This is a genomic window from Nonomuraea sp. NPDC059007, assembly GCF_042740555.1.
In the GTDB taxonomy this organism is placed as follows: domain Bacteria; phylum Actinomycetota; class Actinomycetes; order Streptosporangiales; family Streptosporangiaceae; genus Nonomuraea.
Genome location: NZ_JBHYJD010000010.1, coordinates 33,197 through 49,905, shown reverse-complemented (window position 1 = coordinate 49,905; position 16,709 = coordinate 33,197). Strand labels below are relative to the sequence as shown.

Here is a 16,709-nt window from a genome sequence, read left to right as displayed (position 1 = left end):
GGTCGCGCATGACAAAGCTCGCCTCAGCGGACGGGACGCTGATCAGCTACGAGAGCATCGGAACCGGACCCGGGATCGTCGTCCTGGGCGGCGGCCGGGTGGCGGGGCGCGGATACCGGGCGCTGGCCTGGTACCTGGCCGACTCCTTCACCGTGCACCTCCTGGACCGTGACACCCGCCTCGCCGGCTACAGCATCGACCGGGTCTGCGACGACGTCATCACGGTCATGGCGGAGACCGGGTCCACGCGGCTGTTCGGGCACAGCTCCGGCGGGCTGGTCGCGCTCGAGACCGCGCTGCGGCACCCGGTGGAGAAGCTGGCCGCCTACGAACCGGCCGTGAGCGTCAACGGCGGGCTGCCCCGGGACTGGCTGCCCGCCTTCGAACGGGCGCTCGCCGAAGGGCGCACGCTGGAGGCGCTCGCCCGGCAGATCAAGGGGCTGGAGGTGGCGGGGTCGTTCAGCCGGTTGCCGCTCTGGCTGATCCAGGCCATGATCGCGCTCACGCTGCGCGGCGAGCGCCGCCAGGGGTACGTGGACGTGCTGCCCAGGGTGCCGGCCGAGATGCGGGAGGTGCTGAGGCTCGACTCCGACGGCCTTCGCTACCGGGACACGGCCGCCGAGACCCTCCTGCTGACGGGTGAGCGCGGGCCCGCGTACCTGCTGAGTGCCGCGGCCGTCCTCAACGACGTCATCCCGGCCGCGCGGCTGGTCGAACTGCCCGGACTCACCCACGACGCGCCGAACGACAGCGCCCCGGCCCAGGTCGCCCACGCGATGCGGGGCTTCTTCGCCGCCTAGCCGTTCCGGCGACCGGGCCGGGCGGCGCGCGGGGGCGGCCGTCCGGCAACACCGGCCGTCCGGCAACACCGGCCGTCCGGCAACACCGGCCGTCCGGCAACACCGGTCGCCTGGCAACACCGGTTGCCGTATCCGGGACAATGGGGGCATGGAAGACGTCATCGCCCAGGTGGGGCCCCGGCTCAAGCGGTTGCGGACCGAGCGCGGGGTCACGCTCTCCGCGCTGGCCGAGGCCACGGGGATCTCCAAGAGCACGCTGTCCCGGCTGGAGTCCGGCCAGCGCCGGCCCAGCCTGGAGCTGCTGCTGCCGATCGCCCAGGCCCACCAGGTCCCGCTGGACGAACTGGTCGGCGCGCCCGAGGTGGGCGACCCCCGGGTCAGAGTGGTGGCGCGCACCGTCAACGGGCGTACCGTGCTGCCGCTGACCCGCCAGCCCGGCGGACTGCAGGCGTACAAGATGGTGATCCCCGCCGACCAGTGCGTCCCGGAACCGCGCACGCACGAGGGCTACGAGTGGATGTACGTGCTGTCGGGACGGCTGCGCCTCGTGCTGGCCGACCACGACATCGTGCTCGGCTCGGGGGAGGCGGCCGAGTTCGACACCCGGCTGCCGCACTGGTTCGGCAGCGCGGGCGACGGGCCGGTGGAGATCCTCAGCCTGTTCGGCCGTCAGGGCGAGCGCATGCACGTACGCGCCAAGCCCACCGCGGTCACACCTGAACGATCCGCACCCCGGACTCCGCGAACCGGGCGGTGAGGTCGGCGGGCGCGGTCGAGTCGGTCACCAGGACGTCGATCTGCGCCAGCGGGCAGATGCGGGAGAAGGCCCGCTTGCCCAGCTTCGACCCGTCCGCGACGATGATCACCTGGCGGGCCTTGGCGGCCATGAGCTGGTTGATGGCGGCCTCACCCTCGTTGTGCGCGCTGGCGCCGTGGTCCACGTCGAGGGCGTCGACGCCGAGCACCGCCACGTCGAGCGCGATGCGCTCCAGCATGCCGGTGGCCACCGGGCCCACCAGCTCGTACGACTGGGCGCGGGCCGAGCCGCCGGTGGTGACCACGTGCAGATGGGGGCGTACGACCAGCTCGTGGGCGATGTTCAGGGCGTTGGTCACCACGGTCAGGGCCGGGCCGCGCTGGTCGCCGCCGAGGTCGCGGGTGGCCAGGGCGCGCGCCACCTCGGTCGTCGTGGTGCCGCCGTTGAGCCCGACCGTCGAGCCCTCCGGCACCAGGGCGGCGGCGGCCGAGCCGATGCGCTGCTTCTCCGGCGCGTGCTGGGCGACCTTGTAGCGCAGCGGCAGGTCGTAGGAGACGCTGTGCGCGATCGCGCCGCCGCGCGTCCTGGTCAGCAGTTGCTGCGCGGCCAGCTCGTCGAAGTCGCGCCTGATCGTCGCGGTCGACACCTCGAGCTTCTCGGCGGTCTCGACGACGTCCAGCTGCCCGGCCTCGGCGACCATCTCCAGCAGGACGTTCCAGCGTTCGTACCGGTTCACCTGGCCAATCATGCAGTTAATGCGCGATATGTGCAAAGATATGCTGAAATGCTGAGCATCTCCTCTGTCCGGCTCCCGGTTTCGCCGCTCGGTCCGGAGAACCCGCTGCCGCCGCTCCACACGCTGACCGACCCGCGTGGCGGTCTCGAGACGACCGCGGCCGACGCCGAGATGGCCGCTCAGCTGGCCTATGGGCACGCCGGGTCGCTGCTGCCGTACACCTTCCAGGACGGCTACGGGCGGGAGCGGGCCGAGCGGGAGCTGAAGACGGCGGTGCTCGAGAACGGCGTGCTGCGCGCGGAATTCCTGCTGGAGTACGGCGGGCGGCTGCGCTCCCTGATCCACCAGCCGACCGGCCGCGAGCTGCTGCACCGGCCGCCGCACCTGCAACTGGCCAACCTCGGCCTGCGCAACGCCTGGTTCGCCGGGGGAGTGGAGTGGAACCTCGGCACGTTCGGCCACACCGCGCTGGCCTGCGCGCCCCTGCACGCGGCCCGCGTGACCAGGCCGGACGGCGTGCCCGTGCTGCGCATGTACGAGTGGGAACGGCTGCGGCGCCTGGTCTACCAGATCGACGCGTGCCTGCCGCCCGGCTCGCCCGTGCTGCTCGTGCACGTGCGCGTGTACAACCCGTTCCCCGCGGACGCGCCGGTCTACTGGTGGTCGAACGCCGCCGTACCGCAGACCCCGGGCACGCGCGTGCTCGCCCCCGCGAGCCAGGCCTACCACTTCTCCTACGACGGCCGGCTGCGCCGTGTGCCGGTGCCGAGCTGGCAGGACTCCGACCAGTCGTACCCGGGCCGCAACGAGCAGGCCGCCGACTTCTTCTACGAACTGCCCGACGGCGAGCGCCGCTGGATCGCCGCCGTCGACGAGTCCGGCGCCGGGCTGGCGCAGGTTTCCACCGATCTGCTGCGCGGGCGCAAGCACTTCCGCTGGGGCGCCAGCCCCGCCGGGCGCAACTGGCAGGACTGGCTGTCCGGCCCCGACCGCCCCTACCTGGAGATCCAGGCCGGTCTGGCGCGCACGCAGCTCGAACACGTCCGCCTCGCGCCCCGCTCGGCCTTCTCCTGGACGGAGGCCTACGGGCTGGCCGAGGTCGAGGACGCGCACGGCGCGTGGGAGGGGGCCGCCGTCCGCGCGGGCGAGGCGGTCGAGCGGCTGATCCCCCGTGACCGGCTGGCGTCCGAGCACGAGCATGCGGTACGGCTGGCGGCAGCCGTACCGGAGGAGACGCTGCACGTCGGCAGCGGATGGGGCGCGCTCGAACGCCGGGCCCTCGCCAAGCGGCGCAGCAGGGCGCTGAACCTGCCCGCCACGCCGTTCGCCGACACCACGATCGGCCGCGACCAGCAGTCGTGGCTCTCGCTCGTGCGCAAGGGCTCCATCCCGACCCCGGCCCCGGCGCTGCCGCCCTCCTCCTACACCGTCGGGCCCGAGTGGCGGGCGCTGCTGGAGGCGGCGGAGCCGACCTGGTTCACCCGGTTCCACCTGGGCGTGAACCTCTACCACGACGGCGACCACGACGGCGCGCGCGCCGCCTGGGAGGAGTCCTTGGCGTGCGCGCCCAACGCGTGGGCGCTGCGCAACCTGGCCGTCCTGGAGCAGGAGCCGGGCGCGGCGGCCGAGCTCTACCTGAAGGCGCACGCGCTCTCGCCGCGGCTGCGCCCGCTGACCATCGAGACGCTCGCCGCGCTGCTGGCCGGCGGCCGCCCCGCCGACGCGCTCGCGTTGATCGACAAGCTGGGCCCGGCCGACCGCTGGCACGGGCGCATCCGGCTGCTGGAGTGCCGGGCCGCCCTGGACGGCGGTGACCGGGCCAGGGCCCGGCGCATCCTCGACACCGGCCTGGTCGTCGACGACCTGCGCGAGGGCGAGGACTCGCTCGACGCCCTGTGGTGGGACTACCACGGGCAGCCGCACACGCACGCCTCGCGCCTGCCGTGCCGCTACGACTACAGCGTCAAGCAGTACTGACCGCCTGAGGTCTTTTAGCACCCCCAGTGCAGCTTTTCTCGCACTCCTTGCAGGAGTGTGCATCTTTGTGCGCAAAAATCGTCGTTTAGTGCATGCTGTGATCAAAGCGTTGCATGTACTGCCTTGTTTGGCGCTTTGAGGCGGTTCTAGGGTGCCGCAACAGGTAATCGCGAAAGGTGAACCGATATGCGCGCACCCAGGGTCCTGGCGGCCGGTGTCGTGGCCGCCCTGGCGCTGACCGCCTGCGGCGGCGGCGACAAGAGCACCGGCGACAAGAGCACCACGGAGGAGAAGGGCGGCCAGTTCACCTACTGGTCGATGTGGAAGGAGAACGAGCCGCAGGCCAAGGTCATCAAGGCCGCGATCGACAAGTTCCAGGCGGAGACCGGCACCAAGGTCACGGTCGAGTGGCAGGGCCGCGACATCCGCACCAAGATCGGCCCGGCGATCGCCGCCAACAAGGCGCCCGACCTGGTCGAGAACGGCTTCGACGTGATCAGCTCGCTGCTCGCCTCGACCGGCCAGGCCAGGGACCTCACCCCCGTCTACGACAGCGAGGTGCCCGGCGAGGGCAAGAAGGTCTCCGACGTCATCCCCGCCAAGTACCTGGACGCGATGCCGAAGGACCCCGACGGCGTCACCCGCTGGATCGTCCCCTACGTCCTGAACTCGGCCATGTTCTACTACAACAAGGCCGACGCCGACCTGGCCAAGACCCCCGCCACCTGGGACGACTTCGTCAAGCTCTGCGAGACCCTCAAGGCGAAGGACAAGGCGTGCGTCGCCTCCGACGGCGACAACACCTGGACCAACTTCCTGTTCATGGACTACCTGCTGGTCCGCGACAACGGCGCCGGAACCATGGGCAAGATCGTCAACGACAAGACCGGCGCCGCCTGGGACCAGCCGGGCGTGCTGGAGACGGCCAAGCGGATCGAGGCGTTCGTCAAGGCGGGCCACATCCTCAAGGGCTACGACGCCAGCAAGTACCCCGCGCAGCAGACCAACTGGGCGACCGGCAAGGCCGCCTTCCACCTCGACGGCACGTGGGTGCCCAGCGAGGCACAGAAGAACCTGGCGAGCGGCTTCAAGGTCGGCGAGTTCGCGGTGCCCACGACCAAGGGCACTAACACCGAACTCGACATCATCCCGCTCGGCTTCGCCATCCCCAAGCGCGCCAAGAACCCCGAGCCCGCCCAGAAGTTCATCGCCTACTTCCTGAAGAAGGACAACATCTCCGGCATCTCGACCGAGGCGAAGAACATCACCCCGCGCGCCGACGTGCCCGCCCCCGAGGAACTGCTCGACGCGCAGAAGCTGCTCACCGACAGCCCGAGCCGCCTGCCCATCGACGGCGTCTCCGGCGACTACCTCGACAAGGCGCTCTTCCCCGCCTTCAGCGAGCTGTGGCTGGGCAAGGCCACGGCCGAGCAGTTCATCACCAAGGCCAAGGAAGGCCACCTCGCCTACTGGAAGGCCAACGGCTAGTGGCGGTCACCTCCATGGCCGCACCCCGGCGGGCCCGCGCGGCCCGCGGGGGCCCGCTGGAACGGCAGGCCAGCCGCCTGTTCTGGCCGTTCGTCGGCCCGGCGCTGGCCTTCTACGCCCTGCTGTTCCTGGCCCCGATCGCCTACGCCGCCTGGACGAGCCTGTACAAGTGGGACGGCATGGGCGCCATGCAGTGGCGCGGCCTGGGCAACTACCAGACGCTGCTGGACGACCAGGCCTTCCACTACTCGGTGACCAACACCGTGAAGATCCTGGTCGTGGGCGGTGTCGCCACCTTCGCGATCAGCTTCCTGCTCACGCTGGCGCTGCGCGAGATGGCCGGCAAGATGTTCGCCCGCTCGGTGCTCTTCTTCCCGTGCCTGGTCAACGCGCTGGTCTTCGGGATCGCGGCCGGGTTCCTGTTCGGGCCGACCGGGCCGGTCAACAAGATGCTGAACCTGCTCGGCATCGACGCGGTGCCCAAGTGGCTGTCGATCGACAACCTGCCCGCGATGATCATCGCCACCATCGTGTGGACGGCCACCGGCTACTACACCACGATCATCATGGCCGCCGTCGACCAGATCCCGACCTACCTGTACGAGGCCGCCGAGCTCGAAGGCGCCAACGCCTGGCAGCGCTTCCGGCACATCACGCTGCCGCTGTCGTGGGAGGTCGTCAGCGTCTGCGCGGTGCTCTGGACGGTCAGCTCGGTGAAGGTCTTCGAGATCGTGCTGCTGTTCGGCGGCGGCGCCACCGTCAGCAGCGCGCCCATCCAGACCTGGACCACGGCCATGTACGTCTACTACTCCGCCTTCCCCGGCAGCTCGGTGCCCAAGCTGGGCCTGGCCGCCGCGGCCGCCGTCGTCAGCCTGATCATGGTCGGCGTGTTCGTGCTGATCCTGCGGCGGATGATGCGCAGGGAGCGGGTGTCGATGTGAGGCGCATCGGACACACGATCGTCTGGCTCCTGGTCGTCGCCGACCTGGCGCTGCTGGCCTGGATCTTCGTCACCTCGCTGCGCGACACCCAGTCGATCTTCAACGAGCCGTTCGGGCTGCCGGTGCCGCCGCAGGGCGGCAACTGGGCCAAGGCCTGGGCCGACGGCGGCTTCAGCAGCGCCGCGATCAACAGCGTCGGGGTCGCCGCCGTCTCCTCGCTGATCGCCGTCGCGCTGGCCGCACCCGCCGCGTACGCGCTCGCGCGCCGCCGTACCAGGACCTCGAACGCGCTGACCATGACCTTCGCGCTCGGCCTCGGGGTGCCGGGGCAGGTGCTGCTGGTGCCCTTGTTCGTCGGGCTCGCCGCGGTCGAGCTGACCGACAGCTTCGTCGGGCTGACCGTCGTCTACATCGGCCTGGCCATGCCGTTCACCGTCTACCTGCTGACCGGGTTCTTCGCCGGCATCCCCGTGGTGCTGGAGGAGGCGGCGGCCATCGACGGGGCCTCCGGGCTGCGCGCCTTCGTCAAGGTCGTGCTGCCGGTCGCGCGGGGCGGGCTGATCACCGCGTTCCTGCTGCAGTTCATCGGCGCGTGGAACGAGACGTTGTTCGCGATCGCGCTCATGACCAGCGACGACAAGATCACGCTGCCGGTGGCGCTGGTCAACTTCGTCGGCCTCCAGCAGTACGCCGGGCGTGACTGGGGGACCATGTTCGCTGGCATCTGCATCATCCTCGCCCCCATGGTCGCGCTGTTCTCGTGGCTGGGCACTCGCATCATCCAGGGCATGACCGTTGGCATCGGGAAATAAGGAGATTTTTCGCGTGAAAGCTCTGCTTGTCGGTTTCGCGCTGGTCGGGCTCACCGCCACGCCCGCACTGGCCCAGCCCACCCCCACCACGCCCGACCACCCCAGCACAATCGGCCAGGCCCCCAGCACCCCCGGCCAGGACCTCGGCACACCCGACCAAGGCCCCGGCACGGCCGACCAAGGCCTGAGCGCTGCCGGGTTCGGTCGCGGTCGCGCCGTTCACGTCGACTGCCAGTCGCGCAAGGCGCCCAAGGGCACCGTCGGCCGTCCGCTCAACTCTCTCGCCCAGGTCAACGCCCTCGCCCTGCGCCCCGGCGACCGCGTGTCGTTCAAGCGCGGCTCCACCTGCACCGGCGCCCTGGCCCCGCAGGGCTCGGGACGGGCCGGCGCGCCGATCCGCATCGACGCCTACGGCCGCGGCGCCAAGCCCCGCATCCAGGGCGGCGGCGCCGACGACGCGGTCAAGCTGCACAACCAGCAGCACTGGGAGATCGCCAACCTCGACGTCGCCAACACCGGCGCCACCGCGGGCAAGCGCCGCGGCGTGCGCGTCAGCGCCCGCGACGCCGGTACCCTCCGGCACATCGTGCTGCGCGACCTCGACGTGCACGACGTCAACGGCGACGACTCCAAGGACGAGTACGGCTCGGCCGGCATCACCATGTGGGTCGAGGGCAACACCACCCCCACACTCTTCGACGACGTCCTGATCACCGGCAACACCGTCAAAAGCGTCGACCGCTCCGGCATCTTCCTCTTCTCCACCTGGAACCTCTCCGGCTGGGGCCGGGAGCCGGGCAACCGCCACGTTCCCTGGACCGGCGTGAAGGTCGAGCGCAACACCGTGACCGACGTCGGCGGCGACGGGATCGTGCTGGGCAGCGTCACCGGCGCCGTGGCCGAGCACAACCGCGTCCACGGCTTCCAGCGCCGCTCCCAGGGCTACAGCGTCGGGCTCTGGACGCACAACTCCGACAACGTGGTCATCCAGTTCAACGAGGTCAGCGGCGGCGAGACCACCCGCGACGGCATGAGCTTCGACGTGGACGAGAACGGCTTCGGCACCGTCTTCCAGTACAACCGCAGCCACGACAACCAGGGCGGCTTCCTGCTCCTGTGCAACGCCGCCGGAAAGATCAAGGACGCGGTCGTCCGCTACAACCTCAGCGTCAACGACCACTTCCGCGGCGTCGAGAACTGCAGTGGCGGCATCGAGAGCGCCGCGATCTACAACAACACGTTCGTGATCGGCGACGGCGTCACCCAGACCGTCATCAACGAGAACAACGCCAACCCGCGCAACGTCCTATTCGCCAACAACATCGTCGTGACCAGGGGCACCGGCAAGGCCGTGTTCAACCTGCGCTCCGGCGGATACAAGCTGGAGAACAACCTCCTGAACGGCGTGGCCGTACCGGACGGCGCGATCGGCACCGTCACCGGCGACCCGCTCCTGACCGGCGAGGGCAAGCTCCAGCAGGGCTCGCCCGCGCTCCAGAAGGGCCGGGAGATCGCGGCCAACGGCGGCCGCGACCACTTCGGCAACCCGGTCACCTGCACGCCCGACATCGGCATGCACCAGCTCACGACCTGCAACTGACGATCCACCCACTCGGGGACCACCACATGACCAGCACCCTCCGCGGCGGCACGCTGCGCCTGCCCGCGACCGAGCCGCCCCGGCACGGCCCGCTGCCGATCCTGCACGGAACCCGGGTCACGCCCGGCATCACCGGCGCCGATCCCGAGATGACCGCGCAGATCGGTTACGGCCAGCCGTACTCGCTGCTGCCGTACACGCCGCAGGACGGTTACTCGCGCACCCGCCGCGAGCGCGAACTGCCCGTGGTGGTCCTCGAGAACTCCCAGCTCACCGCCACTTTCCTACCCGGGTACGGCGGCCGCCTGTGGTCGCTGGAGCACCGCCCGAGCGGCAGGGAACTGCTGCACCGCAACCCCATCCTCCAGCCCGCCAACCTGGCCCTGCGCGACGCCTGGCTGGCCGGTGGCGTCGAGTGGAACCTCGGCGCCACCGGCCACTGGCCCCTGACCTGTTCGCCTCTCCACGCCGTCCGCCTGACGAGGGCGGACGGGACACCGATGTTGCGGTTGTACGAGTTCGAGCGGATGCGCCGCCTGCTGCTGCAGATCGACACGTGGCTGCCCGAGGACTCCCCGGTGTTGTTCGTCCGGGTCACCATCCGCAACCCCGCGCCCGCCGAGGCGCCGGTCTACTGGTGGTCCAACATCGCCGTCCCCGAGGGGCCCGGCGTGCGGGTGGTGGCGCCCGCGGACCGGGCCCACCACTTCGACTACACCGCCGAGCTGCGCGTGGTCGGCTTCCCGGTGCTGGACGGCATCGACCGCAGCTACACCGACGAGGTACCGCGCTCGGCCGACTACTTCTTCGAGATCCCCCCGGCCGAGCGGCGCTGGATCGCCGCCCTCGACACCGAGGGCCGGGGCCTGGTCCAGACCTCGACCGATCCGCTGCGCGGGCGCAAGCTGTTCCACTGGGGCACCGGTGCCGGAGGGCGGCGCTGGCAGGAATGGCTGAGCGGGCCGGGCTCGCGATACCTGGAGATCCAGGCGGGGCTGGCGCGTACCCAGCTGGAGCACGTGCCGATGCCGGGCAACACGTCGTGGTCCTGGGTGGAGGCGTACGGGCTCCTGGAAGCCGACCCCGACCGGGTGCACGGGTCGTGGGACGAGGCGCGTTCGGCGGTGTCGGAGGCGCTGGACCGGCTCGTTTCCCGGCAGACATTGGAAGAGCAGGCCGACGGCTTCTCCGGGGAGGCGGTACGGCTGGCCCACGGGTCCGGGTGGGCCGCGCTGGAGGCCGCCGCCGGGGCGCTGCCCGAGCTGGACGGCCTGCCGTACGGGGAGATGGGGGAGGAGCAGGCTCCTTGGGCCGAGCTGCTGGCGAGCGGGAGGCTGCCGGTCAGCGACCCGCCCGCGGCGCCGGTGACCGGGCCGAGGTGGCGCGCGCTGCTGGAGGCGCACCCCGCCGACTGGCACGCCCGCTACCACCTGGGCCTGGCCCGCTACGCCGACGGCGACACCGAGGGCGCCCGCACGGCGTGGAAGGAGTCCCTGGCCCTGGAGCGCACCCCGTGGACCCTGCGCTGCCTGGCCGAAAGCCTCCGCCTGGAAACCGACGGAAGCCTTCAGCACGAAACGGACGGGGGCCCGCGCCTGGAGACGGACGGTGTGCCATCCGAGAGGGACGGTGTGCGGTCTGAGGTGGCTGAGCTGCTGGCCGAGGCCTGTTCACTCGCGCCTCGGGTGCCGGAGCTCGCCGTCGAGACCCTGCGCGCGCTGCTCGCCGCCGGACGCCCGGCCGGTGCGCTGGCCCTCATCGACGCGCTCCCCGCCGAGCAGCGTTCCCGCGGCAGGGTCCAGCTGATCGAGACACAGGCCGCCCTCGACGCGGGCGACCTGGAACGTGCCGGGAACGTTCTCACCAGCGGCATCGAAGTGGACAACCTTCGCGAAGGTGAGATATCCCTGGACGCCGTCTGGTTCGCCTACCACGAGCGCCGCCTGTCCGGCACCGGCCCGGTCACGCCGGAGCTCGCCGAACGGGCACGCCGGGAGAACCCGCTGCCCAGCCGTTACGACTTCAGGATGCAGGTGTCCGAATGAGATGGGGTATCGCCGCCACCGGCGGAATCGCGCGGACCGTCGGCATGGTCATCGCCGCCGAGCCGGGCATGCGCGTGTCCGCCGTGGGCTCGCGTTCGAAGGAACGCGCCGCCGTCCTGGCCCAGGAGCTGGACGCGGAGCTCGCCTTCGGCTCCTACGCGGAGCTGTGCGCCGCCGACGAGGTGGACGCGGTCTTCGTCGCCACCCCGCACGCCCAGCATCTGGAGGTCGCCGCGGCGGCCATCGCCCACGGCAAGGCCGTGCTGTGCGAGAAGCCGCTCACCGCCCGCCTGGACGAGGCCGAGCGCATGGTCGCCCTCGCCCGCGAGGCCGGGGTGTTCCTGATGGAGGCCATGTGGATGCGGTTCAACCCGCTCATCCAGAAGATCGCCGCCGACGAGCGCTTCGGTGAGATCCGCGGGGTCCAGGCGGCGTTCGGCTTCCCGCAGCCCTACGACCCGGCCCACCGGCTCTGGGACCCGGCCCTGGGTGGCGGCGCCCTGCTCGACCTGGGCGTCTACCCGTTCGCGCTGGCCCAGTTGCTGCTCGGCACGCCGGTGGACATGCACGTGACCGGCTCGCTCGGCCCCTCCGGCGTGGACGCGGAGGCGGGTGTGCTGCTGGCCTACGAGGGCGGCCGCCGGGCGCTGCTGGACACCTCGCTGCTCAGCCCGCACCCCAACAGCGCCACGGTGATCGGCACCGAGATGCGCGCCGACATCCCCGCCGCCTTCTGGGCGCCCCGCCGTATCGTGCTGACCAGGCCGGGCGCCGAGCCGGAGGAGCACGTGCTGGACCCGGAGGAGAACGGCTACCGCGGCGAGGTCCGCGAGGTCGCCCGCGCCGTCGCGGACGGCCGCACCGAGAGCGCGATCATGCCGCTGGACGACAGCCTCGCCGTCATGCGCCAGCTGGAGGAGGCCCGGCGCCGTCTCGGCGCCCGATGATCCCCTCGGCCGCCCGCCGCAGCCTCGGCAGGAACGCGCGGACCTGGTCCGCGCGTTCCTGCAGCGACCCGATCCGCAGGTCGGCGAGCATCTCGTGGAAGCCGGGGGCGTCGCCGCCCAGGATGAGCAGGCTGCGCGCATAGGTCACGGCGATCCAGAACATCGCCTCGCGGTGCAGCCCGCGCTCGATCAGCTCCCGGCTGCCGTCCACCGCGATATGCCTGGCCTGCGGGGAGATGTCCGAGGCGAAGGCATACGGCGATCCCTCCACCCGGGCCGCCTGGTCGAACACCCTGGTCATCGCCGCCAGGTGCCGCTCGACCCGGCCCGGTGGCAGGTGCTCGCTGCCCAGCAGCTCCAGCAGCCGCTCGTAGAGCGCGGCGCGGCCGTACGGCATGAGCATGATGCGCACCGCCGGATAGCGCAGCCGCACCGTCGGGTTGCGCAGCCCCGCCGTGAGCAGCACGTGCGTGGTGACGCCCGTCGCGAACAACAACCGCAACACCTTCATCGGGTACGGCTGCGCCTCCTCCATGGCCGCCAGCCCCTTGAGAATGCCGCTCTCCGCGTGCTCGCAGCGTTCGCGCACCCAGCGCGGCTCGGCCCAGGCGGGCTCCACGGCGGACTGCAGCTCGCGCAGCCGCCCGGTGGGGTCGGCCACCACGTTGTCGTCCTTGAACGCCCCGGCCAGGTGGTAGTCGCCGAGGATGGCCGCGGCCGACGGAATCCGCTCCCACGTGAGGTAGGTGGCCTCCAGCAGGGCGCCCTCGAAGCGGAACTTGCCGAGCTTGCGCCGTTCCTCGGCGACGAGGACGAAGACGTCCACGTCCGAGGCGGGCGGCAGGTCGTCGTCGCGGGCGAGCCAGGTCGCCGACCCGCTGAGGAACGCTCCCTCGCACTCGATCCCCGCCACCCAGCGCGCCGCCGCCTGGCGCGCTTCTCGCACGTTCACGCGTGTTTCCTATTCGTCCAGGGACCGGGCACTCTACCGATTCGGCGGGGTTTGGGGGAGAGTTTCGGACGCCTGGATACGCGAGGGGCCGGTGTGGCATTCCACACCGGCCCCGGCGAAGATCAGCCCGCCTTGGCGATCGACTCCTCGAACTCCTTGCGGATCTTGTCGCCGCCGCCGCTCTTCCACTCCTCCACGACCGACTTGAAGTCCGTCAGCGGCCGGCGGCCGGTGACGGCGTCCTCGACGTACTCGTAGACCTTCGAGGTGAGCGACTGGCCCTTGTCGATGTTGGTCTCGGAGTAGTGGCCGAGGATCGGGCTCGGCTGGGAGATCTCCAGCAGCTGCTGCTGGGCGGTGTGGATGGCCTTGGTGGTCTCGTCCTTGCCCGGGTAGTAGAGGAACTCGGGCGACTGGGTCATGAACTTCAGCTGGTTGCTGAAGGCCAGCTGGGTCTCGCCCTCCTTGGTCTTGACCGGGGCGCCCTTCTCCATCTTGTGCTGGGTGCCGGCGACGCCGTAGTTGAGGAAGAACCACTCCTCGCTGCCGAACGGCGCGGCCAGGTAGTCCAGCACCTTGAGCAGCATCTTGGTCTTCTTCTCGTCGTTCTTGTTGCTGATGCCGGTGAAGCCGACCGAGCCCCTGGCCAGGTTGTGCACGCCCTTGCCGCCGTCGTGGCCGAAGGGAACGAACGTGGTCATCTCCCAGGCGGTGCCGTAACCCGGCTGGTTGGGGACGCCGACCCAGCCCGCGCCCGACAGGACCTGCGCGGCGACCGTGCCCTGCGCGACCTTCGACGCGATGTCGGTGATCTTCGGGTCCGGGTAGAAGACGCCGGCCTGGAACGCCTTGATCGCCATTTCGATGGCCGAGACGTACTCCTGCGTCTCGAACATGTGGGTGAGCTTGCCGCCCTCCAGCTTCCACGTGTTGACGCCGCGGAAGATCTGGTTGAACTGGGCGACGGCGTTGACGTAGGCGGGCTCCAGCGCCCAGCGTCCGGCCTTGGCGTCGGTGAGCTGCTTGAACTTCTCGATCAGCTCGTCGGGGGACTTGGCGGTGAAGCCGTCGACGGAGTCCCAGGACTTCTTGTTGCCGGCGTAGACCTGGCCGAAGAAGCTGTAGGGCACCGGGACGCCCCAGATCTTGCCGTTCATCACCGCGGCCTGCCAGGTCATCTCCTGGAAGTTGGCCAGGTTCGGGTACTCCTTGACCGCGTCACCCGAGACGAACGGCGTCAGGTCGACGAACTTCGCCTCCGCGAGCTGGGCGATCTTGGTGAGGCCCTGGTTCGGGGCCACCCACATGAAGTCCTTGATGTCGCCGCCCGCGACGATCGTGTTGAACTTCGTCGGGTAGCCCTCGTCGTTGCCGGTGTCGAGCTGGAAGGTCACCCCGAGGCGCTTGTTGACCTCCTGCCAGAAGGCGTTACCGCTCATCTGGGGCACGATCGGGCCGTCGTAGTAGGTCAGGCCGGTGATCGTGGAGCCGTCGCCGGGGACCGCCTTGACCGACTTCACCGGGCTCGCGGGGAACTTCAGGAAGCCCGGGTCCAGGCCCTGGGCGTTGCCGGGCAGGTCGGGGGTGGGGCCCGCGAACGGCACGTACGTGGGCATCTTCAGCGGGCCGCCCGCGGCCCCGGCCTTGGAGCCCGCAGTGCCGCCGCCCGAGGTGGAGCAGCCGGTGACCGCGACGGCCGCGGTCAGCCCGGCCAGGCCCAGGAAGGAACGCCGGTTGAGGTTCATGTGCAGGCTCCTTTTAGCCCTTGATGGCGCCCGTGAGGACGCCCTTGACGAAGTACTTCTGGAGGAAGGGGTAGACACAGACGATGGGGGCCACGGCGCAGACCAGGACCGCCATCTTGATCGCCTGACCCGGAGGCAGGTGGGCGATGCCGAGGTCACCGGCGTTCATCTCGCCGGCCTCGATGATGTAGGAGCGCAGGATCATCTGCAGCGGATACTTGTCCGACTGGACGTAGAGCATCGCGTTGAAGAAGGCGTTCCAATAGCTGACGGCGTAGAAGAGGCCGACGACCGCCAGCACCGCCTTCGACAGCGGGAGGATCACCTTGCGCAGGATCGTCATGTCGGTGGCGCCGTCCATGCGGGCGGCGTCGAGCAGTTCGTTGGGCACGTTCATGAAGAACTGCCTGACCACGATCACGTTGAAGGCGTTGAGCAGCACCGGAAGGACCAGCGCGGCGTAGGTGTCGAGCATGCCGAGCTGCTTGACCATGAGGAAGCTCGGGATGATTCCAGGTGCGAAAAGGAACGTTCCCAGCATCATCAACACGATCCAGCGGCTGCCGAGCGAGCCGGGGCGGCTGGTGCCGTAGGCGATCATGATGGTGGCGAGCATGCTCAGCGCGGTGCCGATCACCGTGACGCTGACCGTCACGAGCGCGGCTTTGGTCACCACGCCGCCCGACATCAGGACCTGGTAAGCCTCCAGCGTCGGTTCCGAGGGGATGAGCACCCAGCCGCCGGCCGCGCGCAGTTCGTCGGCGCCGGCCAGGCTGGTGCCGACGGCGAGCACGAACGGGTAGAGCACGAGCACGCAGATGATCGTGAGTGCGATGCCCTTGGTGGCGCGGCCGAGGACCGTGGGCTTTTCCATCCACGGCGGCATCGGGGGCAGCGCGAACGGATTCCTCATCGGTTGTAGACCCCCTGCTCTCCGAGCCGGTGCGCGAGTTTGTTGGCCGCGAGCATCAGCGCGGCGCCGATGATGCCCTTCATCAGGCCGGCGGCGGTGCTGATCCCCCAGTTGCCGTCGATCACGCCGTTGTAGAAGACATAGGTGTCGATCACCTCTGAGGCGTTGGCACCGACGAATTTTCGTTGCAGCAAGATCTGCTCGAAGCCGACCGAGAGGATGTCGCCCAGCCGCAGGATGAACAGCATGATCAGCACGGGCCTGATGCCGGGCAGCGTCACGTGCCACAACCTGCGCCACTTGCCGCCGCCGTCCACGGCCGCCGCCTCGTAGAGGTTCTGGTCCACGGCGACCAGGGCGGCCAGGAACATGATCGTGCCCCACCCGCAGTCCTTCCAGATGACCTGGCTGGTCATCAGCAGGGAGAACGTGTCGGGGTTGTTCATGATGTTCAAGATGCCGATGTCGTTCTGGCGCAGGAACATGTTGAGCGAGCCGGCGCCGCCGAAGACCTGCTGGAACATGGCCACGACGATGACCCACGACATGAAGTGCGGCAGGTAGACCACGGTCTGCACCAGGCGCTTGAGGCGGTTGCCGAGCATGCCGTGGAGCAGGAGCGCCAGCGCGAGCGGTGCTGGGAAGTACAGAAACAACTGGAGAAGGGTGATCTCCAGCGTGTTGCCGACCGCCTTCCAGAAGGCCTCGTCCGCGAGCATCGCGGTGAAGTTCTCGAACCCCACGAACGAGCTCCCGGTGAACCCCAGGAACGGCGCGTAGTCCTGGAACGCCACGACGTTGCCCAGCAGCGGGACGTAGAAGAACAACACGAAGTACAGCGCACCCGGCAGGGCGAGGAAGAACAGGGTCTTGTCCCTACGCCAGCGCCCGGCGCGCTTCCCGCTCGCCTCGCCCTCGGTACGGCGTTGCCCCTGTGGGGGGCGCACTGCCGACTCGACCGTCGTCACGTCTCACCTTCGTCCGGATTATTGGGGG

Annotated in this window: 14 protein-coding genes; 9 read left to right on the top strand and 5 right to left on the bottom strand. The window is 70.0% G+C overall.

Features of this window, described 5'->3' with window-relative positions:
- Positions 1-8 precede the first annotated feature (8 nt).
- Together ACFWY5_RS18435 and ACFWY5_RS18430 are read left to right on the top strand one after the other, a co-directional pair.
- Positions 9-800 (top strand): alpha/beta fold hydrolase, encoded by a 792-nt coding sequence (locus ACFWY5_RS18435; protein ID WP_379621536.1) that lies wholly within the window; start codon positions 9-11, stop codon positions 798-800.
- Between the two features lie 148 nt (positions 801-948).
- Positions 949-1,557, top strand: coding sequence for a helix-turn-helix domain-containing protein (locus ACFWY5_RS18430; RefSeq protein ID WP_379621534.1), 609 nt, complete (start codon positions 949-951; stop codon positions 1,555-1,557).
- On the opposite strand, the gene ACFWY5_RS18425 is transcribed toward ACFWY5_RS18430, so the two are convergent.
- On the bottom strand, positions 1,511-2,293 hold the full coding sequence (locus tag ACFWY5_RS18425) for a DeoR/GlpR family DNA-binding transcription regulator (protein WP_379621532.1): 783 nt from the start codon (positions 2,291-2,293) through the stop codon (positions 1,511-1,513). The two genes, ACFWY5_RS18430 and ACFWY5_RS18425, sit on opposite strands and share 47 nt — an antisense overlap.
- Positions 2,294-2,341: 48 nt before the next feature.
- Between ACFWY5_RS18425 and ACFWY5_RS18420 the strand changes: the two genes are divergently transcribed.
- The 7 genes from ACFWY5_RS18420 to ACFWY5_RS18390 all read left to right on the top strand — a co-directional run bounded on the left by ACFWY5_RS18420 (position 2,342) and on the right by ACFWY5_RS18390 (position 12,103).
- Positions 2,342-4,270: a DUF5107 domain-containing protein gene (locus ACFWY5_RS18420; RefSeq protein WP_379633177.1), complete on the top strand. Its 1,929-nt coding sequence runs from the start codon at positions 2,342-2,344 to the stop codon at positions 4,268-4,270.
- 186 nt (positions 4,271-4,456) lie between these two features.
- On the top strand, positions 4,457-5,758 hold the full coding sequence (locus ACFWY5_RS18415) for an ABC transporter substrate-binding protein (RefSeq protein ID WP_379633175.1): 1,302 nt from the start codon (positions 4,457-4,459) through the stop codon (positions 5,756-5,758).
- 14 nt (positions 5,759-5,772) lie between these two features.
- A complete protein-coding gene (locus ACFWY5_RS18410; protein WP_379621526.1) occupies positions 5,773-6,699 on the top strand; it encodes a carbohydrate ABC transporter permease in 927 nt (308 codons plus the stop codon).
- A complete protein-coding gene (locus ACFWY5_RS18405) occupies positions 6,696-7,511 on the top strand; it encodes a carbohydrate ABC transporter permease (RefSeq protein ID WP_379621524.1) in 816 nt (271 codons plus the stop codon). Before ACFWY5_RS18410 ends, ACFWY5_RS18405 begins: the two co-directional genes overlap by 4 nt.
- Before the next feature lie 13 nt (positions 7,512-7,524).
- Positions 7,525-9,111 carry a right-handed parallel beta-helix repeat-containing protein gene (locus tag ACFWY5_RS18400; protein WP_379633173.1) on the top strand — a complete coding sequence of 529 codons (1,587 nt, stop codon included), beginning with the start codon at positions 7,525-7,527 and terminating at the stop codon, positions 9,109-9,111.
- Between the two features lie 26 nt (positions 9,112-9,137).
- Entirely contained in the window at positions 9,138-11,156 is a 2,019-nt protein-coding gene (locus ACFWY5_RS18395) for a DUF5107 domain-containing protein (protein WP_379633171.1), read from the top strand.
- A complete protein-coding gene (locus ACFWY5_RS18390) occupies positions 11,153-12,103 on the top strand; it encodes a Gfo/Idh/MocA family protein (RefSeq protein ID WP_379621518.1) in 951 nt (316 codons plus the stop codon). The genes ACFWY5_RS18395 and ACFWY5_RS18390 overlap by 4 nt, the downstream gene beginning before the upstream one ends.
- On the opposite strand, the gene ACFWY5_RS18385 is transcribed toward ACFWY5_RS18390, so the two are convergent.
- From ACFWY5_RS18385 to ACFWY5_RS18370, 4 genes are all read right to left on the bottom strand, one after another.
- Positions 12,057-13,055, bottom strand: a complete 999-nt coding sequence (locus ACFWY5_RS18385) for a hypothetical protein (RefSeq protein ID WP_379633169.1) — start codon at positions 13,053-13,055, stop codon at positions 12,057-12,059. The genes ACFWY5_RS18390 and ACFWY5_RS18385 overlap by 47 nt on opposite strands.
- A gap of 122 nt (positions 13,056-13,177) precedes the next feature.
- Positions 13,178-14,800, bottom strand: a complete 1,623-nt coding sequence (locus ACFWY5_RS18380; protein ID WP_379633167.1) for a substrate-binding domain-containing protein — start codon at positions 14,798-14,800, stop codon at positions 13,178-13,180.
- Positions 14,801-14,813: 13 nt separating this feature from the next.
- On the bottom strand, positions 14,814-15,713 hold the full coding sequence (locus tag ACFWY5_RS18375) for a carbohydrate ABC transporter permease (RefSeq protein WP_379633165.1): 900 nt from the start codon (positions 15,711-15,713) through the stop codon (positions 14,814-14,816).
- On the bottom strand, positions 15,710-16,681 hold the full coding sequence (locus ACFWY5_RS18370; RefSeq protein WP_379633163.1) for an ABC transporter permease: 972 nt from the start codon (positions 16,679-16,681) through the stop codon (positions 15,710-15,712). The genes ACFWY5_RS18375 and ACFWY5_RS18370 overlap by 4 nt, the downstream gene beginning before the upstream one ends.
- Positions 16,682-16,709: the final 28 nt, after the last annotated feature.